The sequence below is a fragment of the Agrobacterium sp. OT33 genome (assembly GCF_017313365.1).
In the GTDB taxonomy this organism is placed as follows: Bacteria; Pseudomonadota; Alphaproteobacteria; order Rhizobiales; family Rhizobiaceae; genus Agrobacterium; species Agrobacterium rhizogenes_A.
In genome coordinates this window covers 145,823-171,413 of sequence record NZ_JAFLMZ010000004.1, presented here as the reverse complement: position 1 = coordinate 171,413, position 25,591 = coordinate 145,823, and the positions used below count along the sequence as shown (strand labels likewise).

The 25,591-nt window shown below is 60.3% G+C and carries 27 protein-coding genes; 16 read left to right on the top strand and 11 right to left on the bottom strand.

Annotated features, from left to right (window positions below; translation table 11 throughout):
- Window positions 1–168 precede the first annotated feature (168 nt).
- Window positions 169–2,457 (bottom strand): NADP-dependent malic enzyme, encoded by a 2,289-nt coding sequence (locus JZX88_RS11290; protein WP_065117566.1) that lies wholly within the window; start codon window positions 2,455–2,457, stop codon window positions 169–171.
- Between the two features lie 477 nt (window positions 2,458–2,934).
- On the opposite strand from JZX88_RS11290, the gene JZX88_RS11285 reads away from it, so the two are divergent.
- Window positions 2,935–4,365 carry a mannose-1-phosphate guanylyltransferase/mannose-6-phosphate isomerase gene (locus JZX88_RS11285; protein ID WP_206913606.1) on the top strand — a complete coding sequence of 477 codons (1,431 nt, stop codon included), beginning with the start codon at window positions 2,935–2,937 and terminating at the stop codon, window positions 4,363–4,365.
- Between the two features lie 69 nt (window positions 4,366–4,434).
- Here the strand turns inward: JZX88_RS11285 and JZX88_RS11280 are convergent, their stop codons facing one another.
- Window positions 4,435–5,157, bottom strand: coding sequence for a CPBP family intramembrane glutamic endopeptidase (locus JZX88_RS11280; protein ID WP_206913605.1), 723 nt, complete (start codon window positions 5,155–5,157; stop codon window positions 4,435–4,437).
- Window positions 5,158–5,407: 250 nt separating this feature from the next.
- Between JZX88_RS11280 and JZX88_RS11275 the strand changes: the two genes are divergently transcribed.
- The 6 genes from JZX88_RS11275 (at window position 5,408) to JZX88_RS11250 (ending at window position 11,693) form a co-directional block, all read left to right on the top strand.
- The gene (locus JZX88_RS11275) at window positions 5,408–6,640 is read left to right on the top strand and encodes an ABC transporter substrate-binding protein (RefSeq protein ID WP_142855874.1); all 1,233 of its coding nucleotides are present in this window, start codon (window positions 5,408–5,410) and stop codon (window positions 6,638–6,640) included.
- Window positions 6,641–6,783: 143 nt separating this feature from the next.
- Window positions 6,784–7,686: a carbohydrate ABC transporter permease gene (locus tag JZX88_RS11270; RefSeq protein ID WP_003525111.1), complete on the top strand. Its 903-nt coding sequence runs from the start codon at window positions 6,784–6,786 to the stop codon at window positions 7,684–7,686.
- Complete coding sequence (locus JZX88_RS11265) at window positions 7,679–8,620, top strand: carbohydrate ABC transporter permease (protein WP_206913604.1); 942 nt, start codon at window positions 7,679–7,681, stop codon at window positions 8,618–8,620. The genes JZX88_RS11270 and JZX88_RS11265 overlap by 8 nt, the downstream gene beginning before the upstream one ends.
- Window positions 8,621–8,625: 5 nt before the next feature.
- On the top strand, window positions 8,626–9,714 hold the full coding sequence (locus JZX88_RS11260) for an ABC transporter ATP-binding protein (RefSeq protein WP_206913603.1): 1,089 nt from the start codon (window positions 8,626–8,628) through the stop codon (window positions 9,712–9,714).
- A 57-nt stretch (window positions 9,715–9,771) separates the two neighbouring features.
- Window positions 9,772–10,536 (top strand): sugar phosphate isomerase/epimerase, encoded by a 765-nt coding sequence (locus JZX88_RS11255; protein ID WP_110760626.1) that lies wholly within the window; start codon window positions 9,772–9,774, stop codon window positions 10,534–10,536.
- Window positions 10,537–10,559: 23 nt separating this feature from the next.
- Window positions 10,560–11,693, top strand: coding sequence for a Gfo/Idh/MocA family protein (locus JZX88_RS11250; RefSeq protein WP_065117572.1), 1,134 nt, complete (start codon window positions 10,560–10,562; stop codon window positions 11,691–11,693).
- A 101-nt stretch (window positions 11,694–11,794) separates the two neighbouring features.
- Here the strand turns inward: JZX88_RS11250 and JZX88_RS11245 are convergent, their stop codons facing one another.
- Both JZX88_RS11245 and JZX88_RS11240 read right to left on the bottom strand, forming a co-directional pair.
- Window positions 11,795–11,965 (bottom strand): hypothetical protein, encoded by a 171-nt coding sequence (locus JZX88_RS11245; protein ID WP_206913602.1) that lies wholly within the window; start codon window positions 11,963–11,965, stop codon window positions 11,795–11,797.
- A complete protein-coding gene (locus tag JZX88_RS11240) occupies window positions 11,958–12,095 on the bottom strand; it encodes a hypothetical protein (RefSeq protein WP_162854467.1) in 138 nt (45 codons plus the stop codon). The genes JZX88_RS11245 and JZX88_RS11240 overlap by 8 nt, the downstream gene beginning before the upstream one ends.
- Window positions 12,096–12,319: 224 nt before the next feature.
- Between JZX88_RS11240 and queC the strand changes: the two genes are divergently transcribed.
- From queC to queE, 3 genes are read left to right on the top strand one after another with little or no spacing between them, the layout of a single operon-like run.
- Complete coding sequence (gene queC / locus JZX88_RS11235; protein WP_206913601.1) at window positions 12,320–13,030, top strand: 7-cyano-7-deazaguanine synthase QueC; 711 nt, start codon at window positions 12,320–12,322, stop codon at window positions 13,028–13,030.
- Window positions 13,030–13,386 (top strand): 6-carboxytetrahydropterin synthase QueD, encoded by a 357-nt coding sequence (gene queD, locus JZX88_RS11230; protein WP_110760619.1) that lies wholly within the window; start codon window positions 13,030–13,032, stop codon window positions 13,384–13,386. Before queC ends, queD begins: the two co-directional genes overlap by 1 nt.
- Window positions 13,383–14,138 (top strand): 7-carboxy-7-deazaguanine synthase QueE, encoded by a 756-nt coding sequence (gene queE / locus JZX88_RS11225; protein WP_206913600.1) that lies wholly within the window; start codon window positions 13,383–13,385, stop codon window positions 14,136–14,138. Before queD ends, queE begins: the two co-directional genes overlap by 4 nt.
- A 231-nt stretch (window positions 14,139–14,369) precedes the next feature.
- On the opposite strand, the gene JZX88_RS11220 is transcribed toward queE, so the two are convergent.
- The 6 genes from JZX88_RS11220 to JZX88_RS11195 form a co-directional block, all read right to left on the bottom strand.
- The gene (locus JZX88_RS11220) at window positions 14,370–15,419 is read right to left on the bottom strand and encodes a Gfo/Idh/MocA family protein (RefSeq protein ID WP_065117576.1); all 1,050 of its coding nucleotides are present in this window, start codon (window positions 15,417–15,419) and stop codon (window positions 14,370–14,372) included.
- A gap of 6 nt (window positions 15,420–15,425) precedes the next feature.
- Entirely contained in the window at window positions 15,426–16,211 is a 786-nt protein-coding gene (locus JZX88_RS11215; protein WP_065117577.1) for a ThuA domain-containing protein, read from the bottom strand.
- 57 nt (window positions 16,212–16,268) lie between these two features.
- Window positions 16,269–17,297 (bottom strand): ABC transporter ATP-binding protein, encoded by a 1,029-nt coding sequence (locus tag JZX88_RS11210; RefSeq protein ID WP_206913599.1) that lies wholly within the window; start codon window positions 17,295–17,297, stop codon window positions 16,269–16,271.
- A gap of 10 nt (window positions 17,298–17,307) precedes the next feature.
- Window positions 17,308–18,141 (bottom strand): carbohydrate ABC transporter permease, encoded by an 834-nt coding sequence (locus JZX88_RS11205; protein ID WP_003523786.1) that lies wholly within the window; start codon window positions 18,139–18,141, stop codon window positions 17,308–17,310.
- Window positions 18,138–19,112 (bottom strand): carbohydrate ABC transporter permease, encoded by a 975-nt coding sequence (locus JZX88_RS11200; RefSeq protein ID WP_174031175.1) that lies wholly within the window; start codon window positions 19,110–19,112, stop codon window positions 18,138–18,140. The genes JZX88_RS11205 and JZX88_RS11200 overlap by 4 nt, the downstream gene beginning before the upstream one ends.
- A gap of 64 nt (window positions 19,113–19,176) precedes the next feature.
- A complete protein-coding gene (locus tag JZX88_RS11195) occupies window positions 19,177–20,442 on the bottom strand; it encodes an ABC transporter substrate-binding protein (protein WP_206913598.1) in 1,266 nt (421 codons plus the stop codon).
- A 269-nt stretch (window positions 20,443–20,711) separates the two neighbouring features.
- Between JZX88_RS11195 and JZX88_RS11190 the strand changes: the two genes are divergently transcribed.
- The 3 genes from JZX88_RS11190 to JZX88_RS11180 all read left to right on the top strand — a co-directional run bounded on the left by JZX88_RS11190 (window position 20,712) and on the right by JZX88_RS11180 (window position 22,496).
- Window positions 20,712–21,725 (top strand): substrate-binding domain-containing protein, encoded by a 1,014-nt coding sequence (locus JZX88_RS11190; protein WP_206913597.1) that lies wholly within the window; start codon window positions 20,712–20,714, stop codon window positions 21,723–21,725.
- A gap of 174 nt (window positions 21,726–21,899) precedes the next feature.
- Entirely contained in the window at window positions 21,900–22,097 is a 198-nt protein-coding gene (locus tag JZX88_RS11185) for a hypothetical protein (RefSeq protein WP_065117582.1), read from the top strand.
- Between the two features lie 231 nt (window positions 22,098–22,328).
- Window positions 22,329–22,496 carry a hypothetical protein gene (locus JZX88_RS11180; protein ID WP_077768084.1) on the top strand — a complete coding sequence of 56 codons (168 nt, stop codon included), beginning with the start codon at window positions 22,329–22,331 and terminating at the stop codon, window positions 22,494–22,496.
- On the opposite strand, the gene JZX88_RS11175 is transcribed toward JZX88_RS11180, so the two are convergent.
- A complete protein-coding gene (locus JZX88_RS11175; protein WP_142855861.1) occupies window positions 22,484–23,074 on the bottom strand; it encodes a DNA-3-methyladenine glycosylase in 591 nt (196 codons plus the stop codon). The genes JZX88_RS11180 and JZX88_RS11175 overlap by 13 nt on opposite strands.
- Window positions 23,075–23,171: 97 nt before the next feature.
- On the opposite strand from JZX88_RS11175, the gene JZX88_RS11170 reads away from it, so the two are divergent.
- From JZX88_RS11170 to JZX88_RS11160, 3 genes are all read left to right on the top strand, one after another.
- Window positions 23,172–23,555 (top strand): hypothetical protein, encoded by a 384-nt coding sequence (locus JZX88_RS11170; protein ID WP_065117585.1) that lies wholly within the window; start codon window positions 23,172–23,174, stop codon window positions 23,553–23,555.
- 3 nt (window positions 23,556–23,558) lie between these two features.
- Window positions 23,559–24,338 carry an SDR family NAD(P)-dependent oxidoreductase gene (locus JZX88_RS11165; protein WP_206913596.1) on the top strand — a complete coding sequence of 260 codons (780 nt, stop codon included), beginning with the start codon at window positions 23,559–23,561 and terminating at the stop codon, window positions 24,336–24,338.
- A gap of 181 nt (window positions 24,339–24,519) precedes the next feature.
- Window positions 24,520–25,575, top strand: a complete 1,056-nt coding sequence (locus tag JZX88_RS11160) for a murein L,D-transpeptidase family protein (protein WP_065117587.1) — start codon at window positions 24,520–24,522, stop codon at window positions 25,573–25,575.
- Window positions 25,576–25,591 lie beyond the last annotated feature (16 nt).

The window sequence follows — 25,591 nt, the reverse complement described above, 5'->3', positions numbered from 1 at the left end:
AGGGAAAACGAGCGAATACCGCTTGTTTCTTCTCCCCGAGGGGGAGAAGGTCACGGCAGCGGGATGAGGAAGCTACGGTAGAGATATCCGGAGAGCTTGCCCCCTCATCTGACCCTTCGGGCCATCTTCTCCCCGGCGGGGAGAGGAAGCAAGCGACACGCCCTGTGCTTATCTCCCGGCGTTATAAGCCGCGATCGCCGCCATGTTGACGATATCGCTGTCCTTGGCACCCATCGAGGTGATCTGCACCGACTTGTCGAGGCCGACGAGCAGCGGGCCGATGACGGTTGCGCCGCCCAGTTCCTGCAGCATCTTGGTGGAGATGGAGGCGGAATGGATGGCCGGCATGACCAGAACGTTGGCCGGGCCGGAAAGCCGGGCGAAGGGATACTGGCTCTGCATGCGGTGATGGTTCAGCGCCACATCGGCCGACATCTCGCCGTCGACCTCGAAATTGACATTGCGCCGGTCGAGGATTTTCACCGCCTCGCGCACTTTGTCGGAACGCTCGCCGGTCGGCTGGCCGAAGGTGGAATAGGCGAGCATGGCGACGCGCGGCTCATAGCCGAAACGGCGGGCGAGGCCGGCTGCCTCTTCGGCGATATCGGCAAGGTCGTCGGCCGATGGCATGTCATGCACGGCGGTATCGGCCACGAAGACGGTGCGGTTGCGCGAGACAACAAGCGAAACGCCGATGACGCGATGGCCGGGTTTGGTATTGATGCAGCGGCGGATATCCTCGAGCGCCGTCGAATAATTGCGGGTAACGCCGGTGACCACGGCGTCCGCATCGCCCATCGCCACCATGCAGGCGGCGAAATGGTTGCGGTCATTGTGGATCAGGCGCTGCACGTCACGCAGCAGGAAACCACCGCGCTGCAGCCGCGCATAGAGATAATCGACATAGGCATCGACGCGGCTGGAGAGGCGGGCATTGGTAATCTCGATATTGGCGCGGTCGAGATCGATGCCGGCACGTTCCGCATTGGCCTTGATGATATCGTCGCGGCCGAGCAGGATGGCGGTGCCAAGCCCTTGAGCGGTAAACGAAATCGCCGCGCGCATGACCTGTTCTTCTTCCGCTTCGGCAAAGACCACGCGCTTCGGCGAGCGGCGCACGCGCTCGTAAAGACGCTGCGTCGTCGAGGCCATCGGGTCGCGGCGGGCGGAAAGCTCGCGGGCATAGGCGTCGAGGTCAGGCAGTTCGCGCCGGGCGACGCCGGTTTCGATGGCGGCTTTCGCCACGGCCACCGGAATGGCCGAGATCAGGCGCGGATCAAAGGGAACCGGAATGATATATTGCGGCCCGAAGCGCGGGCGGTTGCCCTGATAAGCGGCTGCGACATCATCAGGCACGTCCTCACGGGCAAGATCGGCCAGCGCCTGCGCGGCGGCGATCTTCATCGCATCGTTGATCTGGCTGGCGCGCACATCGAGCGCGCCGCGGAAGATGTAGGGGAAGCCGAGGACGTTGTTGACCTGGTTCGGATAATCCGAGCGCCCGGTCGCCATGATGGCGTCGTCACGGACGCGCGAGACTTCTTCGGGGGTGATTTCCGGGTCCGGATTGGCCATGGCGAAGATGATCGGCTTCGGCGCCATGGACCGGATCATCTCTTCACTGAAAGCGCCCTTCTGGGAGAGGCCGAACACCACATCCGCGCCCTTCATGGCTTCCGCCAGCGTGCGATTGTTGGTTTTCACCGCGTGGGCGGATTTCCACTGGTTCATGCCTTCGGTACGGCCCTGATAGATCACGCCCTTGGTGTCACAGAGCGTGATGTTTTCCGGGTTGAAGCCCATGGCCTTGATGAGGTCCATGCAGGCAATCGCCGCAGCACCCGCGCCGTTACAGACCAGCTTGGTGGTCTTGAAGTCGCGGCCCGTCAGCTCGATGGCGTTGATGAGGCCGGCGGCGGCGATGATGGCGGTGCCGTGCTGGTCGTCATGGAAAACGGGGATGTCCATCAGTTCGCGCAGGCGGCTTTCGATGATGAAACATTCCGGCGCCTTGATGTCTTCCAGATTGATGCCGCCGAAGGAGGGGCCGAGGTAGCGCACGCAATTGATGAATTCATCCGCATCTTCGGTATCGACCTCGAGATCGATGGAATCGACATCGGCGAAACGCTTGAAGAGGACGGATTTGCCCTCCATGACCGGCTTGGAGGCGAGCGCGCCGAGATTGCCAAGCCCGAGGATGGCCGTGCCGTTGGAGATGACGGCGACCATGTTGCCGCGTGTCGTATAATCGTAAGCGGTCGCCGGGTTTTCGGCGATGGCTTTCACCGGCACGGCCACGCCAGGCGAATAGGCGAGCGACAGATCCCGCTGCGTCGCCATCGGCTTGGTCGGGGTGATTTCCAGTTTCCCCGGTCTGCCTTCCGCGTGGAAATCCAGGGCTTCCTGATCCGTAACCGATGTTCTTGTGCTGGCGGGTTTTGGCGTGTCGGACATGGGCTGAGCGTGCTTTCGTGTCGATAACAGTGTAAAAATATCCGTCGTTGTTATTGTATTTTTCGCGCGCCTGCCAAGCCTTGAATGTTGTTCAGTGCAGCAAATTTAACGCGGGGGAAATTTGCGGCCGTTTCAATCGATTAAGTCGATATTCTTAACCTGGCGCCCGGTTCGTGGGTTCCGGGTGCCACCGCCCGGCCGCGGATGCGGCTTCTTGGGACGCCGAGATTTCCGCGATCCCCGGAGATGTTTTCGCGGAGAATTGTGCGGAACCTCGCAAGCCATCTCGCGTTAGCGAAACGGGTCCCCAGGCAATCGACATGTCCTCCAAATGCTCCGCCGCTCGTTCACCAAGCTTTCACAAGGCGAATTTATGAGCTTGCGCTTGTCCGCCCGTAAACCGATGATGGCGGCATTGGGAAATATGTATATTGTCCGGCGCGCCGGGAAATTTTTTGATGTTGGAAAGGTTTTGTCGTGAAAGAACACACTCGAAAGATCACGCCGGTTCTTCTTGCTGGCGGTGCCGGTTCGCGTCTCTGGCCTGTCTCGCGTGATCAGCTGCCCAAGCAGTTCCAGCCGCTGGTCGGCAATCTTTCGACCTATCAGCAGACGCTGATGCGGGTGGGCGACAAGGGGATGTATGCCGAGCCGCTCGTCATCACCAACGAGGATTTCCGTTTTTTCGCCCGCCGTCAGGCGGAAGAGATCGGCCTGCCGGCAACGGTGGTGCTTGAACCCGCCCGCCGCGACAGCGCTGCCGCCATGGCGGCTGCCGCCGTGCTGGCGGAGCGTCGCGAACCGGGATGTCTGGTGCTGGCGCTTGCCGCCGACCATGTGGTGCTCGATGCCGACAAGTTCTCCGACGCCGTGAAACTCGGGGCCAAGGCTGCCGATCAGGGCAATATCGTCGTTTTCGGCCTGGTGCCGAGCGAGCCGCGCACCTCCTATGGCTATATCAAGCCGGGCGAGGCGATCGACGGCGAGGAGGACCTGAGCACGGTCGATGCCTTCGTGGAGAAGCCTGACATGAAGACGGCGATCTCCTATCTGGAAAAGGGCTATCTCTGGAACTCCGGCAACTTCCTGTTCCGTTCCGATGTGATGATCGCCGAGCTGAAGGCCTTCGCGCCGGAGATTCTTTCGGCGGTGACGCAGGCGGTCGAGCAATATGAAAGCGACCTCGGTTTTGTGCGTCTGCATCAGGAAAGCTTCGAGGCCTCGCCGAAAAATTCCATCGACTATGCGGTGATTGAAAAAACCAGACGCATGGCGGTGGTGCATGGCCATTTCCGCTGGTCGGATATTGGCAGCTGGGATGCGATCTGGGAGATCGCCGACAAGCGCGGCAATGACAATGCGCTGGAAGGCGATGGCGTCTTCATCGATTCCGAAGGCTGCCTTATTCACTCCACGCAACTGCTGACGACGGTGGTGGGGGCGAAGGATCTGGTGGTGGTGGCCACCAAGGATGCGGTTCTGGTGGTGCCGAAGAACCGGGTGCAGGATGTGAAGGGTCTGGTGGAGACGCTGAAGGACGGCGAACATGCGCCGCAGACGCAGAGCCACAAGCGTGTTTACCGTCCCTGGGGTTATATCGAACACATGTATGTGGACGACCGTTACCGGGTCGGCCACATCACGGTCGATCCCGGCCATCGGATCTCGTTCCAGAAACATTATCATCGCTCGGAACACTGGATCGTGGTCAAGGGCACGGCGACGGTGACGATGGGCGAGGAAACGCGGCTTCTGACAGAAAACCAGTCGGTCTATATCCCGATCGGTCAGCCGCACCGTCTGGCAAACGAGGGCCAGATCCCGCTCGAACTGGTCGAAATCCAGACCGGAGCCTATATCGGCGAGGATGATGTCATCCGCATCGAGGATGATTACAAGCGGCAATAACATCGCCGGCCGCATTGAAGCCGTATGATCGAAGGCGAGCCGGAGTGCTGTCCGGCTCGCCTTTTCCGTTCACGAAGCCAATGCGTTCACACAATGGGCAAAGGCATGGGAAAACATCGCCGCCTCCAGTCCCCGGCGCCAGAACAGCCATCCGAACAACAGGCCGGGTATGAAATTGGTGAGCAGGATCGCGGCGATCAGTGCCGGTTGCGGCTGGGCGGCGATAGCGAACAGAAACGGCAGATGACCGGCGGCGAAGAGGGCGGCTGCCATGATGACGGCGGCCCACAAAATCGGCGGACGGACTTCTCCCTTGCCTGTCAGACGCCAGAGCACCCACGCGAAAAACAACATCAGGCCCCATCGGGTCAGCAATTCCTCGGTAATCCCGCCATAGAGTATCCGGGTTGCCAGCGGCACGGGAAAAGCGCTCATGCCCGCCACCGTCGCCGTATCTGTCACTGATGGCAGGATAATCCGTGCATAGGCGATCATCAGGAGGCCGACAGCAAGCCCGGTGAGCAGCGCGGCCGGCGACTGTCTTTGCAGCACGATGCGGTGGTTATTTCTCCGCAGTAACGCGTCGATCAGCGGTGTACCAAGTCCAACCTTTGCCGCAAGAGCCTGACCGACCGCAACGGCAGCCACGGTCAGTATCGTCGGTTGCACAAGTATCAGCGCGCGCATCATCTGCGAAAGTTGCTCTCCCGGCACAAGCTGCGCGAAACTTGCCAGCCATAGCGAGGCGACCCCCACCAGGCCGATGATCAAAAGAATGTGCCAGTTTTTCATTTTCGTTTTGCCCATTTATCCGCAGACCCGGTATCGATGCGGGAGACGGCCACAGCCTCAGACTTTAAAGAGCCAGCATTGCCAGTAAGTTACGCGATGAAATGAGGATTTTCCCGCCGCCGGCCCGCACGGTTTCCAAGCCCGTAAAGGCGCCGAAATGACCCCGAATAGATTCGTATCTTAGGCGGTTGCCTAATCAAAAATCTTCGCATACGTTCCAACTGCAACGTTTCAGTGAGGGAGGAGACTCATGCGAATGCGTGTTATTTCTGCGGCCTTTTTGGCCAGTGTCATGATTCCGGCGGGCATGGCCGGGGCCACCGATCTTGAGGTGACCCATTGGTGGACATCGGGCGGCGAAGCCGCAGCGGTGGCCGAGCTTGCCAAGGCTTTCGATGCGACCGGCAATAAATGGGTGGATGGCGCGATTGCCGGTTCGGGCGGCACGGCCCGTCCGATCATGATCAGCCGCATCACCGGCGGCGACCCGATGGGCGCCACGCAGTTCAACCATGGCCGGCAGGCGGAAGAGCTGGTGCAGGCCGGCCTGATGCGCGACCTTTCCGACGTTGCCGAAAAGGGCAAGTGGAAAGAGGTCATCAAGCCGGCAAGCCTGCTCGACAGCTGCACGATCGACGGCAAGATTTATTGCGCGCCGGTCAACATCCATTCCTGGCAATGGCTGTGGCTTTCCAACGAAGCCTTCAAGAAGGCGGGCGTCGAGGTTCCGAAGAACTGGACGGAATTCGTCGCGGCCGCACCGGCGCTGAAAAAGGCCGGCATCCAGCCGCTCGCCCTTGGCGGGCAGGCATGGCAGGCGAACGGCCTGTTCGACACGCTGACGCTTTCGATCGGCGGCAAGGACCTCTATCAGAAAGTCTATGGCGACAAGGATGCCGAAGCGGCAGCCGGCCCCGAGATGGCGAAGATTTTCGCGGCGGCCGTCGAGGCCCGCGATATGGCCAAGGGCACCAATGTTCAGGACTGGAACCAGGCCACCAACATGGTGATAACAGGCAAGGCCGGCGGCCAGATCATGGGTGACTGGGCGCAGGGCGAATTCCAGCTGGCCAACCAGAAGGCCGGTACGGATTATTCCTGCCTGCCGGGTCTGGGCCTCAACGACTATATCACCACGGGCGGCGACGCCTTTTATTTCCCGGTGCTGAAGGACGAGGCGAAAACCAAGGCGCAGGACGTGCTGGCCGAAACCATCGTCGATCCGAAAACGCAGGTCGCCTTCAACCTGAAGAAGGGCTCGCTGCCGATCCGTGGCGACGTCGATCTCAATGCCGCCAATGACTGCATGAAGAAGGGTCTGGAAATTCTGGCCAAGGGCAATGCGCTGACCAGCACCGACCAGCTGGTTTCTGCCGATACGCAGAAACAGAAGGAGGACCTGATGGCGGAATTCTTCGCGGGCTCGATGTCGGCGGAAGATGGACAGAAGCGTTTCGCGAGCATTATCAGCTCGGCTGACTGATTGTGATCTCTCCGGATCGGGGAGCGGTTCGCCGCTCCCCGATCCAACGTCCGGTCTGTGCGATAATTACCGGCACGGGCCAGGTTTCATGCGGCAAGGTTTTTTGCTTGGCTGCGAACTGTAACGTTACAGGAGGAGGTAACATGGCAGGACAAGCGCGCTCCGGGCGCCCCAATCAGCTCTTTCGCAATCTTAATTCCAAGATTGCCTCCATTCCCATGATCTTGACCGCCATGGTGATCTTCCTCGGCGGCACGATCTGGACGGTGGTTTATTCCTTCACCAATTCCAAGCTTCTGCCGCGCGCGAGTTTCATCGGTTTCGACCAATATGAGCGTTTGTGGGCCGCGCCGCGCTGGATCGTATCCATCCAGAATCTGGCGATCTACGGCGTGCTGTCGCTGATCTTCAGCCTTGTCATCGGCTTTGTGCTGGCGGCGCTCATGGATCAGAAAATCCGTTTCGAAAACACCTTCCGCACCATTTTCCTCTATCCCTTCGCCCTGTCCTTCATCGTCACCGGCCTTGTCTGGCAATGGCTGCTGAACCCGGAATTCGGCATCCAGTCCGTGGTCCGCTCGATGGGCTGGGAAAGCTTCACCTTCGATCCGCTCTATAATTCCCAGATCGTCATCTACGGCATCCTGATTGCCGCGCTCTGGCAGGGCACCGGGCTCGTCATGTGCCTGATGCTGGCGGGCCTTCGCGGTATCGATGAGGATATCTGGAAGGCGGCGCGCGTCGACGGCATTCCGATGTGGAAGACCTATATTCTCATCATCATTCCCATGATGCGGCCGGTCTTCATCACCACGCTGGTCATCATCGCCAGCGGCATCGTCAAGGTCTACGATCTGGTGGTGGCGCAGACCAGCGGCGGGCCGGGCATCGCCTCCGAAGTGCCGGCGAAATATGTCTATGACTACATGTTCCAGGCGCAAAATCTGGGGCAGGGCTTCGCAGCCTCCACCATGATGCTTCTGACGGTCGCGATCATCATCATTCCATGGGCCTACCTCGAATTCGGAGGCAAGAAGCGTGGCTAATATCAGCACATTGAACACGGTTGTCGCCGCAAACGATGCGGTTTCCAAGGAGCTTTCCGGCCCGCGCGGCAAGAAGCCGAAGAAGGCTTTTTCCCGCCGCAACATCATTCTCTACGGTACGCTGTTCGTGGCTGCCGCCTATTATCTGCTGCCGCTCTACGTGATGGTGGTCACCTCTCTGAAGGGCATGCCGGAAATCCGGCTCGGCAACATTTTCGCGCCGCCGGTGGAAATCACCTTCGAGCCCTGGGTGAAGGCCTGGGCCAATGCCTGCACCGGCTTGAACTGCGATGGGCTTTCGCGTGGCTTCTGGAATTCGGTGCGTATCCTCGTGCCTTCGGTGGCGATCTCGATCATCGTCGCTTCCGTCAGCGGCTACGCCATGGCCAACTGGAAATTCAAGGGATCGGAACTGTTCTTCTCGATCCTCATCATCGGTGCGTTCATTCCCTATCAGGTGATGATCTATCCGATCGTCATCGTGCTGCGTGAAATGGGTGTCTACGGCACGCTGACCGGCCTCGTCATGGTTCACACCATCTTTGGCATGCCGATCCTGACGCTGCTGTTCCGCAATTACTTCGCCTCGCTGCCGGAGGAATTGTTCAAGGCGGCGCGTATCGATGGCGCGAACTTCTGGCAGATCTATTTCCGCATCATGCTGCCCATGTCGCTGCCGATCTTCGTCGTGGCGATGATCCTGCAGGTGACCGGCATCTGGAACGACTTCCTGTTCGGTGTGGTGTTCACGCGGCCGGAATATTACCCGATGACGGTGCAGCTCAATAATATCGTCAACTCCGTGCAGGGCGTGAAGGAATACAACGTCAACATGGCCGCAACCCTTCTGACGGGTGCCGTGCCGCTGATCGTCTATTTCGTCTCCGGCAGGCTATTCGTGCGCGGCATTGCCGCAGGCGCAGTAAAAGGTTGAGCTATATGAACAAAAGCGTTTCCATCCGCGATCTTTCCCTGTCCTTCGGTGCCGTTACCGTGCTGAAAGACCTCAATCTCGATATTTACGACGGTGAGTTCCTCGTGCTGCTCGGCTCTTCCGGCTGCGGCAAGTCGACCCTCCTCAACTGCATCGCTGGGCTTCTGGAGCCGACCGACGGGCAAATCTTCATCAAGGACCGCAACGTTACCTGGGAGGAGCCGAAGGATCGCGGCATCGGCATGGTGTTCCAGTCCTATGCGCTTTATCCGCAGATGACGGTGGAGAAGAACCTGTCCTTCGGCCTTCAGGTCGCCAAGGTGCCGAAAGAGGAAATCGACCGCCGCGTCAAAAGGGCGGCCGGCATCCTCCAGATCGAGCCGCTGCTGAAACGCAAACCGGCCGAGCTTTCCGGCGGCCAGCGCCAGCGTGTCGCCATCGGCCGGGCGCTGGTGCGGGATGTGGATGTGTTCCTGTTTGACGAACCGCTTTCCAACCTCGACGCCAAGCTGCGCTCGGAGCTGCGCGTGGAAATCAAGCGGCTGCACCAGTCGCTGAAGAACACCATGATCTATGTGACGCACGATCAAATCGAGGCACTGACGCTGGCGGATCGCATCGCCATCATGAAAAGCGGCGTCATCCAGCAGCTGGCTGACCCCGTCACCATCTATAACAAGCCGCGGAACCTCTTCGTTGCCGGTTTCATCGGTTCGCCGTCGATGAATTTCCTGCGTGGCGAGTTGATCGAGAAGGACGGCAAGGTGGTATTCACCACCAATGGCGTGACTTTCGCGCTTGAGGGCTATCATGCGGAAACGCCGCTTGCCGCCGGCCGTGCCGTGGTACTCGGCGTGCGTCCCGAACATGTCCGTGTCGATGCCGATATCCTCAGTGGCGAAGTGCATGAGGCCGTTGTCGATATCGAGGAGCCGATGGGCGCCGACAATCTGATCTGGCTGAAACATGCCGGGCATACCATGTCCGTGCGTGTCGGTGGCCACAGGCGGTTTTCGCCGGGCACGAAGGTGCGCCTCGGCCTCGACATGGCCATGGCGTCGCTGTTCGACTCGCAAAGCGAGGAACGGCTTTAGGCGCCCTACTTTTCCCCCCCACACAATCCCAAGACCAACATCTCTATGGAGGAGACAATGACAGAACTCGGTTTTCAGCTTTACAGCGCCCGCAATTTCCAGCCGTTTTCCAATATTCTGAAGAAGCTCTCGGCGGCGGGTTACAAACAGGTCGAAGGTTATGGCGCCATGTATGCCTCGCTGGATGATGCCGGTTTGAAGGGCCTGCGCGCCGAACTTGATGCCAACGGCCTTTCCATGCCGACGGGTCATTTCGGCCTCGATCTTCTTGAGGGCGATCCGAAAAAGGCGCTCAACATTGCCAAGGTTCTGGGCGTGGAGGCGATCTATTGCCCTTACCTGATGCCCGACCAGCGCCCGGCGGATGCCGCAGGCTGGTTCGCTTTCGGCAAGCGCCTGCAGGAAGCCGGCAAGCCTTTCGTGGATGCCGGGCTGATTTTCGGCTGGCATAACCACGATTTCGAGTTCAAGGCGCTTGCCGATGGCTCCACCCCGCAGGAGCAGATTCTGGCCGGCGGACCGGACCTGAAGTGGGAAGCGGATATCGCCTGGATTATCAGAGGCAATGCCGATCCGCTCGCCTGGATCGAGAGTTACGGCAAGCGCATCACCGCCGTGCACGTGAAGGACATCGCACCGTCGGGCGAGAATGCGGATGAAGACGGCTGGGCCGATGTCGGCCATGGCACGGTGGACTGGAAGGGCCTCGTTGCGGCGCTGAAGGCGAAATCCGCCACGAAACATTTCGTGGTCGAACACGACAATCCAAAAGACATCGACCGGCTGATCACCCGCTCGATCGCCTCGTTCAAAACCTACTAAGTCTCACATTTCGGAGTTTCATCATGGCCAGGGATCTTGGCGTCGGCATCATCGGATGCGGCAATATCTCGTCTGCATATTTTTCGCTGGCACCGCTCTTCAAGGGTATCAAGGTGCTTGCCTGCGCCGACCTCAACCGCAATGCGGCGGAGCTGAGGGCAGAAGAATTCGGCGTTGTCGCGCAGTCCATCGAGGAACTGCTCGCCAACAAGGACATTGACGTGGTGGTGAACCTCACCATTCCCGCCGCGCATTTTCCGGTGTCGAAAGCAGCCCTCGAGGCAGGCAAACACGTCTATTCGGAAAAGCCGCTGGTGCTATCGCTTGAGGAAGGCGAGGAGCTGCGGCGCATCGCCCGCGAAAAGAAGCTTTCCGTCGGCTGCGCGCCGGATACGTTCCTCGGCGGTGCGCATCAGCTTGCCCGGCAATATATCGATGACGGCAAAGTCGGGCGCATCACGTCAGGCACGTGCCACGTGATGAGCCCCGGCATGGAGATGTGGCACCCCAATCCGGGCTTCTTCTTCCTGAAGGGCGGCGGGCCGATCCTTGATCTCGGCCCCTATTACGTTGCCAATCTCATCAACCTCATCGGCCCGGTCAAACGTGTCGGCGCGCTGACCACGATGGCGAACCCCACGCGCACGGTGACCAGCCAGCCACTCAACGGCGAGATCATTCCGGTCGAAACACCGACCAATATCCACGCCCTGCTGGAATTCGTGAACGGCGCGACGATCACGCTTTCGGCCAGCTGGGATGTCTGGTCGCATCGCCACGCCAATATGGAGCTCTATGGCACGGAAGGCTCGATCTACGTGCCGGACCCGAACTTCTTCGGCGGTGTGGTCGAAGCCAGTGGCCGCGACAAGAATATCCAGCCGCTGGAAGACTGGGCGCATCCCTTCGGCATTGCCAACCAGGAAAGCCCGAACGGGCCGCGCGCCAATTACCGCACGGCAGGCCTTGCCGATATGGCGATTGCAATCCTTGAAGGCCGCGATGCCCGTTGCTCGCTTGATCGCTCGCTGCACGGTATCGACGTGATGACCTCGATCCTGAAATCAGGCGAAGAGGGCCGCTTCATCGAGATGACGACCACCTGCACCCAGCCGGCGGCACTCGGCATCGAGGAGGCGCGGGCGCTGCTGCGCTAAGCCCCCGTTTACAAAAAAGAAGGCCCGGCGTACTGCCAGTCCGCCGGGCCTTCCCCGCTCAGCCGGTTGCGGCGAGCGTCGCGTGTTCGCGCTTGAACTCCTTAAAAGCCGATGAAAAACCCCAGCCACCGTGCAACGGTTCTGATCATCCAGATCAGGAACACGAACGGGGCTATGCCAACCGCTGCGACGAGTGCCGCCGAGGCGACAACCAGCGCAGCGGTGAGATTGCGCCTGAACCGATGGCGTTTTGTGTCGAGGGCCTTATCCATGGCGAATGGCGGCAACCAGCCCGCGAATGGTGAGCATGACGTAAAGCATGCCCGCCATCGCCATCAGCAGGCCGGTGCCGAGAGAGCTGAGATTGCTCAGCGAAAACAGAAATGTATCAGCCGCCACCATTGGCAGGACCCTTCAAGAACAGCAAATTCGGCATTGTTCTAGATCGCGCCGGTTTCCCGCTTATGTCCCGTTTGTTTCGTCTTGTTGCTGTGACGGGGCATTTTCGTGATGGCGCGGATTGGCCTCATATCCGCAAGGCCCTTCACAAGCCTGTCGGTTTGGTTTAAAGCCGCTCCCCGTAATCCGGTCGCAGCCCACCCGGTCAAAACAAGGGATCCCAAATTATGAAAACCATCGTCATCTGCTCCGGCGGATTGGACTCCGTTTCGCTTGCGCATAAAATCGCGGCGGAACACGAACTTCTCGCTCTCGTCTCCTTCGATTATGGCCAGCGCCACAAGAAGGAGCTGGAATACGCGGCCGATTGCGCAAGGCGTCTCGGCGTGCCGCATCATGTCATCGATATCAGAACCATCGGCGCGCATCTCACCGGCTCGGCGCTCACCGACGACGTGGAGGTGCCTGATGGCCATTACGCGGAAGAGACCATGCGCTCCACCGTGGTGCCGAACCGCAACGCCATCATGCTCACCATCGCTTTCGGGCTGGCCGCCGCGCAGCAGGCGGATGCGGTGGCGATTGCCGTGCATGGCGGCGACCATTTCATCTACCCCGATTGCCGGCCGGGCTTCATCGACAGCTTCAATGCCATGCAGGCGCATGCGCTTGAGGGTTATGCCGACGTCAAGCTCTTTGCGCCCTATGTCACCGTTTCCAAGGCGGCGATTGTGACCGATGGTGCGAAATACGGCACGCCGTTTGGCGAAACATGGTCCTGTTACAAGGGCGGCTTGCGTCATTGCGGCCGCTGCGGCACCTGCGTCGAACGGCGCGAGGCCTTTCATCTGGCCGGCGTTACCGACCCGACCGACTATGAGGACCCGGATTTCTGGGTTGCCGCCACCAACGCCTTTGTGGCCCAGGAGGTGCGCTGATGTTCCGCATCACCAAGGAGTTTCACTTCTCCGCCTCGCATCAGTTGAAAAGCCTGCCCTCAGATCACCAGTGTAACCGCCTGCACGGGCACAATTACATTGTCGAGGTGGAATTATCAGGCGAAGCACTGAACGAGCATGGCTTCGTGCGCGATTATCACGAGCTTGCGCCGCTGAAGCGCTATATCGACGATCATTTCGACCACCGCCACCTGAACGACGTTCTCGGCCATGACCGGGTGACGGCGGAATATCTGGCGAAGCATTTTTACGACTGGTGCAAGGATCGCCTGCCGGAAACCAGCGCCGTGCGGGTGAGCGAAACCGCCAAGACCTGGGCGGAATACCGGCCATGACGGCGGCTGCACATAAGATTGCAGCGAAGGAAACCACGATCCGCATCAGCGAAATCTTCGGTCCGACCATTCAGGGCGAAGGCGTGTTGATCGGTCTACCGACCGTCTTCGTGCGTACCGGCGGCTGCGATTACCGCTGTTCCTGGTGCGATACGTTGCATGCGGTCGATAGCGACTACCGCGATACGTGGAAACCGCTGTCGGTCGAGGTGATCTGGCAGGAGGTACGGCGGCTTTCCGGCGGCGTGCCGCTCACGGTATCGCTCTCCGGCGGCAACCCCGCCATCCAGCCGCTCGGGCCTTTGATCGCCAAGGGGCACGGTGAGGGGTATCGTTTTGCACTGGAAACGCAGGGCAGCATCGCGAAAGACTGGTTTACCGATCTCGACCATCTGGTTTTAAGCCCCAAGCCGCCATCAAGCGGCATGGGAACGGACTGGCAGGCTTTCGAGGACTGTCTTGCCGCGGCCGGCGAGGGGCCGCAGGTGGCGCTGAAGATCGTGGTCTTCGACGATGTGGATTATGCCTATGCCAAGGCGGCATCCGCGCGGTTTCCGCATCTGCCGGTTTTTCTTCAGCCCGGCAACCATACCCCGCCGCCGCCCGATGATGACGATGCGCGCGTGGATATCGATGGGGTGATGGACCGGATGTTATGGCTGGTGGACAAGGTCAGCGAAGACCGCTGGTTTTCCGCCCGCGTGCTGCCGCAGCTGCATGTCCTGTTGTGGGGGAACAAGCGCGGGGTTTGAGGGAGTTATAAGGTCCCTCCGTCATGCCGGTCCCCGGAACAAGTCCGAGGATGATCCGGCATCCAGTCACGGCGCGTCTGCGCCGGGAAAAGAGTCTTTTGCGATCAAAGGCTTGATCGCGCTGGACCCCGGATCATCCTCGGACTTGTTCCGGGGACCGGCATGACGGAGAGCGAGGAGCGCCCTTTGCGGCAATCCATGCGGCGGCTTGCGCCGCCGCACTTTCGAAAATCAAGCCGAAACAGCCACCTCACGCCGTTCCCGATCCGCGATGATCGATAGATCGAGCACCTTCTGCAGGTTGGCGGCATGGCGGAAGTCCGGATCGGCGGGGCCGCCTTCCATGACGGCCTTGGCGAATTTTTCATAATTCGTTGGCACGGGGTCGACATCGATCGTCTTCCAGATTGCCGTTTCCACATCCTCGCCGATGCAGGCACGCAGGCTGGAATAGTCGGGCGTGTGGATGACTTCCAGCGCACCCTTGTCGCCATGGATGCGCAGGCGCAGTTCGTTCAAGTGCCCCGTCGCCCAGCGGCTGGCGTGGATGACGCCCATGGCGCCGTTTTCAAGCTCGGCGGTCATGGTGAAGCTGTCATTGGCGTCGAGATCGTAGACGCCGATTTTATTGCCCTCATATTTGTCGAAGGTCTTCAGTCGCGTGAAGATGCGCTCCACATCGCTGCCCGCGCCATAGGAGGCGAAGTCGAGAATGTGGATGCCGACATCGCCCAGCACGCCGTTGGAGCCATGCTTGGTGGAAAGCCGCCACAGCCACTTGCTCTCCGTCATCCAGTCGCCCCAGGCCTTGGAAACCAGCCAGCTCTGGAGATAGGAGGCTTCCAGATGCCGCACCTTGCCGATCTTGCCTGCCAGCACCATCTCGCGCGCCGCCTGCAAGGGGGCGACGTTGCGATAGGTGAGGTTGACCATGGCGACGAGGCCGGCTTTTTCGGCGGCATCGGCCATTTCGGCGGCCTTGGCGTAGTTTTCCGCCAGCGGCTTTTCGCAGAAGACATGCTTGCCGGCCGCCAGCAGTTTCAGGCTGGTGGGATGGTGGATGGCATCCGGCGTGACATTCGCCGCCGCGTCGAATTCACCCCAGGCAATGGCGTCATCCAGCGAGGTGAAGGAGAGCGGGATGTTGTGGCGGAGCGCAAAGCCGCGCACCACGACATCGTCCACATCCACCGCCGCGACCAGTTCGACGCCGGGGATTTGCGAGAAATAGGTGGCATGGTTGTTGGCCATGCCGCCGGTTCCGAGAATGAGAAGTCTCATGGCTTTTTACCTGTAACCTGCTTCGCCTGCCTTGTGCAGCTTGGGGCCGCGTTCTTCGATCGGCTCCAGCGCCTTGTCGACGGGAACATTGGGGGCATCGTGAATGCTCTTCAGTGCGCCAACCGGATTATAGGCCCATTTCACCGAGTTGCTGATGACCTTCTGCACATTGGCGTCGTGATAGGTCGGATAGGTCTCGTGGCCGGGACGGAAATAGAAGATATTGCCTGCACCACGGCGCCAGGTGAGACCGGACCGGAAGACTTCGCCGCCCTGGAACCAGGAGATGAAGACGGTTTCCAGCGGCTCCGGTACGGAGAACTGCTCGCCATACATTTCCTCGTTTTCCAGCTCGAAATGTTCCGGCAGGCCGGCGGCGATCGGGTGGCGCGGATTGATGGTCCACAGGCGCTCGCGTTCACCCGCCTCACGCCATTTCAGCGCGCAGGGCGTGCCCATCAGCCGCTTGAACGGCTTGGAGAAGTGGCCGGAATGCAGGACGATGAGGCCCATGCCTTCCCAGACGCGCTTGGCGACGCGCTCGACGATCTCGTCCTGCACCGCGCCATGGTCCTTGTGGCCCCACCAGACCAGCACGTCGGTCTTGTCGAGGCGATCCTGCGAAAGGCCATGTTCCGGCTCCTGCAGCGTGGCGGTGGTGGCGTTGATCTCGGGGTTCTGGTTCAGCGCATCGGCGATGGTGTTGTGCATGCCGTTTGGATAGATCGAACGCACCGTCTCATTGATGTGTTCGTGGATATTTTCGCCCCATACAACGGTGTTGATGGTCATTTTCATGCTCCTCGGTGAAAGCCGGGACCTTGGGTGATCCCGGCGAAAGTGAAAAATTCAGGCAGCGCCCCGGGCGGGGTTGCGGGCAAGCGCCCGGCCTTCGGCGTCAAAACGATGGATCTGCGTCGCATCCGCCACGAGGGCGATACGCTCGCCCGCTTTGCGGTCGGTCACGCCTTCTTCGCGAACGACGACGGGTTCACCGGCGCCGATCTCGACATAGATGTAGCTGTCCGACCCGAGCATTTCCGAATGCACGATCTCACCGCTCCAGCTGCTGCCGTCGGTGGTGATGGTGATGTGCTCCGGGCGGATGCCGATGGTTTTTGCGCCTTCCGTCTCGGCATATTTGCCTGACAGGAAGTTCATCTTCGGCGAGCCGATGAAGCCGGCGACGAAGGTGTTGACCGGACTTTCGTACAGCTCCAGCGGCGTGCCGATCTGCTCGACTCGGCCGTCGCGCAGCACGCAGATGCGGTCGGCGAGCGTCATTGCCTCCACCTGGTCGTGCGTGACGTAGATCATCGTCGTGTCATGCATCGAGCGGTGCAGCTTGGCGATTTCCAGACGCGTGGCAACGCGCAATGCCGCATCGAGGTTGGAAAGCGGTTCGTCGAACAGGAATACCTTGGGATCACGCACGATGGCGCGGCCGATGGCGACACGCTGGCGCTGGCCGCCGGAAAGCTGCTTTGGCAGGCGCTCCAGATAGGGCGTGAGCTGCAGCATCTCGGCTGCCGCTTCGACGCGCTTCTTGCGCTGTTCCTTGTCCGCGCCTGATAGCTTCATGCCGAAGGCCATGTTTTCGAACACGGTCATATGCGGATAAAGCGCATAGGACTGGAAGACCATGGCGACGCCGCGCTTGGCGGGCGGCAGGCGGTTGACCGTCTCGCCATCGAAGGAAAGCGTGCCGCCGGAAATTTCCTCCAGCCCGCAGATGAGGCGCAGAAGCGTGGACTTGCCGCAGCCGGAGGGGCCGACGAAGACCATGAACTCGCCGGAGCGGATGTCCATGTCGATGCCCTTGATGACGTCGAAGGCGCCGAAGGATTTGCGAAGATCGCGCAGTTGAATGGTGGTCATGATGTTTCTCCTAGCCTTTGACGCCGCCGGCGGTGAGGCCGGAGATGATGCGTCGCTGGAAGATCAGAACGAGGACGACGAGCGGGGCGGTGACGATGACGGAGGCCGCCATGATCGTTCCCCAGGGTATTTCGAACTGCGAGCCGCCCGACAGGAGCGCAATGGCGACAGGCACCGTGCGCTGCTCGTTCGATGAGGTGAAGGTGAGCGCGAAGAGGAATTCGTTCCACGCCGCGATGAAGGCGAGAAGCCCTGTGGTGACGAGCGCCGGCCACATCAGCGGCATGAACACCTGGGTGATGATGACCCATGGCGTCGCGCCATCGACGATCGCCGCTTCCTCGATCTCGATCGGCAGGTCGCGCATGAAGGTTGTCAGCACCCAGACCGTGAAGGGCAGGGTGAAGATCATGTAGGAAAAGATCAGCGCCAGCGGCGTGTTGAAGATGCCCGCCCAGCGGATCAGTTCGAACAGGCCGGCGAGCACGGCGATCTGCGGGAACATCGAAACCGACAGGATGGTGAGCAGCAGCAGCGCGCGGCCACGGAAGCGGACGCGGGCGAGAGCATAGGACGCCGTTACCGCAAGGAACAGCGAGAGTATGACGACGGAAGATGCGACAAACAGCGAATTGCCAAGATTGCGCAGGAACGTGCCGTTGCCGATGACGAAGCTGTAATTGGTCAGCGAGAAGTCACGCGGCCAATAATTGACCTGGAACAGCGCCGAGCCGGATTTCAGGCTCGTCAGGATCGCGTAATAAAACGGGAATACCGAAATCACCATGATGATGGCGACCAGCGCATAGAAGGCGGTGGTTTTCAGGATGCTTGGCAGGGTCATCGCGCGGCTCCATCGGTGTTGACGCGCCCGAGCCACATGTAGATGACCGTGATCGAGGCGATGATGAGGAACAGCATGGTGGAGGCGGCGGCGCCATAGGAGAACTTGTCGAAATCGAACAGGTTCTCACGCGCCAGCACCGACATGGTGCGGGTCTGGGCATTATTCGGCGTCAGGATGTAGATGAGGTCGAATACGCGCATCGCATCCAGCATGCGAAAGATGACGGCGACCATGAGCGCGGGTCGGATCATCGGCAGGGTGACGCGGAAGAACACCTTGACCGGATGAATGCCATCCACCTTGGCCGCCTCATACATGTCCTTCGGCACCATCTGCAGGCCGGCAAGGATGAGCAGCGCCATGAAGGGCGTCGTCTTCCAGATGTCGACGATCAGCACGGCCACCATCGCGGTTTCGGGATTGGCGGTCCAGGCGACCTTGTTGGAGATCAGCCCGAGATTGAGGAACAGGTCGTTCAAGATGCCGAACTGGTCGTTCAGCATCCACGCCCACATCTGCGCCGAGACGATGGTGGGAATGGCCCAGGGCACGAGAATGGCGGCGCGCACGAGGCCGCGTCCCCTAAATTCGGCATTCAGCACCAGCGCGACGATGAGGCCGAGTATCGTTTCGAGGCTGACGGAGACGACGGTGAATTTCAGCGTATTGAGAACCGCGCCCCACCATGCGGGATCGGCAAGCAGGCCGCGATAGATTGTGCGGCCGCTGCTGAGCGTGATCCAGGTGAGGTAGTTCTTGAGGCCGACGAACTGCGCACCCTCGAGATTAGTGAGCGACGCATCGGTGAGGCTGAACCAGACGGTGCGCACCAGCGGCCAGCCGGCCACCAGCGCCAGTACCAGAAATGTGGGGGCAAGAAACAGCCAGGCGGATTTCAGACGTTCCGACTGCAGATCGGAGCCGGTGCCGGCTGCCGCGACCGGTCTTTGAAGGGCGATGTCGTTCATGGGGATATCTCGCGGTTGGGGCGCGGGAAACGATCAGGCTAGACCATCTCCCGCGCGGGCCGGATTACCAGCCGTTGCCTTTGAGATCGGTCAGTTCAACCTCGAGAAGTTCGAGATTTTCCGCCGCCGTGCCGTTGCCGGAGAGCGTGTTGTGCACGGCACCCCAGAACTTGGCCGAAACCTCGTTATATTTCACCTTGGCCGAGGCGGAAGGACGCGGAACGGCGGTCTGGAAGATCGGCTTCCATGTCGGCATGAAGGGCTGTGCTTCGGCGACATCCTTGTCGTCGTAAAGGGATGCGATCGTCGGCATGTTGGAGAGCTGGATCGCGCGCAGCTTTTGGGTGTCTTTCGACGCCAGGAATTTCACGAGCTGAATGGCGGCTTCCTGATCGTCGGAATATTTCGAAACGGCGAGGTTCCAGCCGCCGAGTGTCGAGGCAGGGGCCTCGCCTTCTGTGCCAGCTGGCAGCGGGGTGACGCCGAACTTGCCCTTGATGGCGCTGTCGTCGCCGTTTCCAAGCGCATAGGCATAGGGCCAGTTGCGCATGAAGACGGAATTGCCGGTCTGCCAGACGCCGCGCGCTTCCTCTTCCTTGTAGGCCAGCACGCCCTGCGGTGCGATGGTGCCGACCCAACCCTTGGCGGTTTCAATGGCTGCTGCCGCCTTTTCATTGTTGACGGAGATATCGCCATTGCTTTCGACGATATGGCCACCGCCTGCCGATGCGATCCATTCCAGCGCGTTGCAGGTCAGGCCTTCATAGGCGCTGCCCTGGAAAACGAAGCCCCAGAGATCCTTCTGTCCGCCCGCGCGTTCCTTGTCCTGAATTTCCTTGGCGGTCTCGCTCAGTTCCTTCCAGGTTTTCGGCGGCTGCTTGCCGTATTTTTCCAGAAGGTCCTTGCGGTAGAACAGCGCCGGCGCGTCGGTGAACATCGGCATGGCGACGAGCTTGCCGTCAACCGTCTGCGACGCGACGATGGAGGGGAAATGATCGCCGATGACATCCTTGGTCGCTGCGGTCAGATCCACGAATTGGTCGGCCAGCTGCGGCGCCCAGATCACATCCGTCTGGTAGACGTCGACATCCTTGTTGCCAGCGGCAAGCCACAGCCGGTACTGGCTGAACTGCTCGCTTGAAGATGACGGCATGGTGACGAGATTGACCTTGTGGCCGGTTTCTTTCTCGAAAGCGGCGATGCGTTCGCGGAAGAACGCAACGTTCTTGCCGGTCGAATTGGCGGCGATGGAAAGCTCGGCCGCCTGAGCCGAAACGGCGGCGGAAAACACGGTTCCGCACAGGAACAAAGTCTTCATGGAAATATTCATTGTCAAACTCCTCCGTTGACGCTTCCGATTGTCCTCAAAATTGAAAGCGCTTTTGACTGACGCGAGGCTCTCAAAAGCTGAGCAATCTGTCAATACTCTTTCTAATTCCCCGGAAATCGGCCGTTTTCGCCTGCAATTTTTCGGCGTTTGCCTTTGAGAATAATCAACTGTAAGGTTTCAGGTGGAGGAAAATTGAAATCGTTTTCAATTTTTGTCGGCTTGAAAAATCCGCGGCGGCGACGCATGCAGGGGCAAATTGGCAAAAAATTATGAAGCTCAAGGAATTCGCAGAGAAAGTCGGGCTCTCGCCCACCACCGTCAGCCGGGCGCTGGGCGGCTACCCCGAGGTGCGCGAGGAAACGCGCCGGCGGGTGATGGAGGCTGCGCTGAAATACGGCTACCGGCCGAATGCAAACGCTGTCAGGCTGGCGACGGGCAGGGCGGGCGCCATCGGCGTCGTCATGGGCCGTTCGGGCGGCGGGCACTTCTTTTCGGAATTCATGGGCGGCATGGCGACCCGGCTGGAGCGCGAAGAGACAGATATTCTTGTCAGCGTCACCGTCGACAACAATGTCGATGAGGAACTGGCGATTTTCAGCCGGCTGGCGGCGAGCGGCCGGGTGGATGGCATCATCGTGCATTCGCCGCGCCCGGAGGACGAGCGTATCGCGCTGCTCAATCGGCTGGGGGTGCCTTTCATTGTGCATGGCCGATCAAAGACGCCTTTCGAACATGCCTGGCTCGATATCGACAATCATGATGTGACCTATCGCCCGACGATCCATTTTCTGGAGCGCGGCCATCGGCAGATCGCCCTTATCAATGGTCCTGTCGGTCGAACCTTCGTGCAGGATCGTGAACAGGGTTTTCGCGAGGCGCTGGCGACCCACGGCATCACGCCGGATCCACGCTTCATGATGAGTGAGCACTTCAGCGAGGAAGCGGCTTTCCGCTTCGCCCGCTCGCTGCTGGAGCAGACGCCGCGCCCGACGGCCTTTGTCGCGGGTGCGATGATGACGGCGCAGGGTGTCTATCGCGCCGCAACGCAGATGGGGCTGGTGATCGGCAGGGATGTCTCCGTCATCGCCCATGACGACGTGTTTCCCTATCTCACGCCGGAGAGCATGATGCCGCCGCTCTCCACCACCCGTTCGCCCATGCGCATGGCGGGCATGCGGGTAACGGACCTGCTTTTGCAGATCATCGGCGGCCGGTCGATGCGCGAGGTCCAGGAATTGTGGCCGGTGGAGCTGATCTTGCGGGAATCGGTCGGCCCCGCCTGAGCTTGTCGACATAGCGCACTGATTCCACTCCATTTTGTGAACATCAGTTGATAGCGTTCGCCTTTCGTCATCTATACGTCCGCGCCATCTCATGTATAATCAAAACAGTCTTGTTCGTTATGGAACGGGACTTGGGCCGACGCGTTGAGGGGACGTGTCGAAGGAGGACGACGGATGTTCGAATTTTTAAAACCGCAACCGCAGACCGTGATTGACGACGTTGAGGCGACAGGCACCTATGCCGATGCACTGCTAAACGTCCCGAGCCCGGAACTGACCCGTTCGACAGCCCGTGAGCACGGCCACGAGGCCCATTCCCGCGATTATTGCGAAAACCGTGACATTTCCCGCAGCGCGCTCGGTTTTGCCTGAGTCCGTGCAAAAGCTTCCCTGAAAGACGGAACGGACCGGCCGGTCCCGCGTTTTCCCCGTACGACCCGCAGGGCGGCGCAACCGGACCGAAGGGACCTGACCGGCATTTGACCGATGGGCGAATTGGGTGTTGCGCCGCCTGAATGGCGACGGCGCAAATGCGTTGTCCCGATGGATGAAAGTGCTGCCGTTACCGGCATGGGATCGGCGCACTCATATCAGGAGGCCGCAATGCCGACCGTTCCCGTCGAACCCTATCCGGAACCGCCGATGCCGGTGCCGCCGCAACCGGATATTCCGCCGGTGGAAGAGCCGGAACCGGACCGCTTGCCCGACGAAATTCCCACACCCAACCCCGACGAAAACGACCAGCCGCCGAAGGTCCTTCAGGGGTTCTGAACCGGTTGCCGTTCGAATTTCCTGCTGACAAAAGCCGAACCTTCCAGCCCGAAGCGCCATGGATAATCGATCGCGCGGCTGATGCCGATGCGTCTGCCGCTGGTAACCGTGGCCGCCTCTTCCGGCAGCCGCAGGAAAAACGGCGGAGCATTCAGCGGGGCGCCGTCCATATCCCCCGTAATCGCCATCGCCTGGCAAAGTCTTCCCGGGCCGGAACACAGGAGTTTCGGCTTGTCAGTTCCCCTTCGCAGTTTCATCATGTCAATGCCGGTCAGCGGCTCGATGGCGCGCAGAAGCACGGCCGAACCCGGCGCGCAGACGAAATTGGCGCACCAGTGAATGCCGTAGGACCGGTAGACATAGAGATGGCCGGCCGGACCGAACATCGCCCTGTTGCGCGGGGTCTGCCCGTTGAAACTATGGGAGGCCGGGTCGTCCGGATGATAGGCTTCGGTTTCCACGATGATGCCGCCTGCGTTGCCGATGCGGAACTCCGCGCCGATGAGGGCGCGTGCCACGTCGACCGCGTCGCGCAGGAAGAAATTCTCGTGCATTTCCGGGCCAAAGGCCTGATCCATCGGGAACCCCTTCGCTCTGCCATCGTTGTGAATTCAGGTTCCAGTCTTATTTCCGGCATCGGATTTGTCCCGACGCCTTTAAACCGGAGGGCATGTCATGCAACTTTCCACGACCTATGTAAAACGCAATAACGGCGTCATCTCCGTCGAATTCGTCGGTAGCGATGGCGACCAGGTCTCCGTTCGTCTGGCCGACGGATTGGAGGGGATCGATGATGCGGAGGCCATCCGGCGTGCCAGTGCGGTGATGGTGCAGCTGACCGCTTTCGGCACCCGCCATGGCGCCGATGCGCCGTCGCAGTTTTCCGCTCTGGGAACCGCGCAGGCCGACGATGTGCCGCATGGTCAGGCAAGCGCCCGCACCGCGAAGGATCGCGATATTCTGGAAGAGGAACTGGATGAGGGGCTGGAAGACAGTTTTCCGGCCAGCGATCCGGTTTCGGCAACCGTCACCTCGATTGCATCCAGAAAAGGGGCGTGATCATTGGCTTGTGCTAAAGTTGCTCTCGTTACCGGTGCGGGCTCCGGCATCGGTCGCGCCGCTGCCCTCCGTCTGGCTGCGAATGGATTTTCGGTCGGGCTGCTGGGCCGTACCGAATCCGAACTTGTGGCGGTGAGGGATGAGATTGTTTCCGCGTTGGGCGCCGCAAAGGTGCTTGTTGCGGATGTGGCGGACGAGGCGGCCATGGATGATGCCGTCAAAACACTGGTACAGGCTTTCGGCCGTCTCGATGTCGTGGTGGCCAATGCCGGCGTCAACGGTGTCTGGGCGCCTATCGACGAGTTGAAACCCTCCGAATGGGACGACACCATCCGCATTAATCTGCGTGGCACCTATCTCACGGTCCATACCAGCGTACCGCATCTGAAGGCGGCCGGCGGCGGCTCCATCGTCATCGTCTCCTCAATCAACGGCACCCGCACATTCACGTCGCCGGGCGCGACGGCCTATTCGGTGACGAAGGCCGGTCAGCTTGCCATGGCCCAGCAATTGTGTCTGGAGCTTGGACGTCACCGCATCCGTGTCAACGCGGTGTGTCCGGGCGAGATCACGACGGCGATCGATGAAAATACCGACATTCGCGGACGCGAAAAGACCGAGGTGCCGGTGCTGTTTCCGTCGGGGGACATTCCCGTGACGGGCGGTGTGGCGGGGTCGGGCAATGATGTCGCCGAGCTGATCGGTTTTCTGGCATCGGACGCATCGCGCCATATCACCGGTACGCCGATATGGATCGATGGCGGGCAGGGGCTGCTTCGATAGAGGGACCCGGTCACCCTTCAAATGCCCGCTGGCCCCTCACGGCCTTGTGTCCGTATGATTAACGAAAGGGTAACGTCTGTTCACGAGACTTTGTCCATGTGCGAGGTTGCCGTGTTGTGGCCACCTTCGATAGTTAAGCGTCTGCCGGAAAGGCGGGCAAATCAGGCGGGCAGAACGATCCATGGGCATGAAGGCATTGCTGGATTTCGCGGTTGCGGGGTGGCGGCAAAGGGTAAAGGCAGGGGCAAGAGTGGCTGCGGTCGTCGCGATCGGCGGTGGTCTTGCTGCGTGTACCTCCATGGGTCTCGACAGCGTCAAGAAGGATCCGCCGAAGCTGTCATCCAGAATGATGGCGCAGATGTCGGCCAAGAGCATGCGTCCGGAAAGCCCGGTCCTCGTGCGTATCTTCAAGCAGGAAAGCGAGCTTGAGGTCTGGAAGGTCGACAAGACCGGAAATTATGCCCTCCTCAAGTCCTATCCGATGTGTCGCTGGTCCGGAAAACTCGGACCCAAGATGAAAACGGGTGACCGGCAGGCGCCGGAAGGTTTTTATCATGTCTCGGCGGGCATGCTGAACCCGAACTCGCAATATTACGTTTCCTTCAATCTCGGTTATCCCAACCGGCTGGAATCGGCGCTCGGTTATACCGGAGAGGCGCTGATGGTGCATGGCGCCTGCTCGTCCTCCGGCTGCTACGCCATGACCGACCAGCAGGTCGGCGAGATCTACGCCATCGTTGCGCGTGCGCTGCAGGGCGGGCAGGACCGTTTCCAGGTGCAGGCCTACCCCTTCCGCATGAGCGCCCGCAACATGGTGGCGCATCGGGATGATCCCAACATGCCTTTCTGGAAGACACTGAAGGAAGGTTACGATTATTTCGAGGTGACGCGCCGGCAGCCCAAGGTTTCCGTCTGCGGCCGCCGATATGTCTTCAACAGTGAATTTGCCGGCGGAGAGCCTGCCGACCCGCTGGCCGCCTGTCCGCCGGCCGTCAACCAGCCGGACCCGCTGGTGGCATCGAAACTGGTCGAAGAGCAACAAAAGCTCGCTGCGGCGATGAACGAGGGAACTTCCGCCCCGCTCAGCGCGTATGTAGACGGCGGCATGCATCCGAGCTTCCGGGCCATTCTGAAATCCAGCGGCGCCAAGGCCATGGCATCGCAGGTTTCCGGCACGAAGTACCCTATCAGCCGCCCCGAGGCGGCGCTGGCAGACCCCTTTGCCAGCGTGAGATGACGTAAATGAGGTTTTT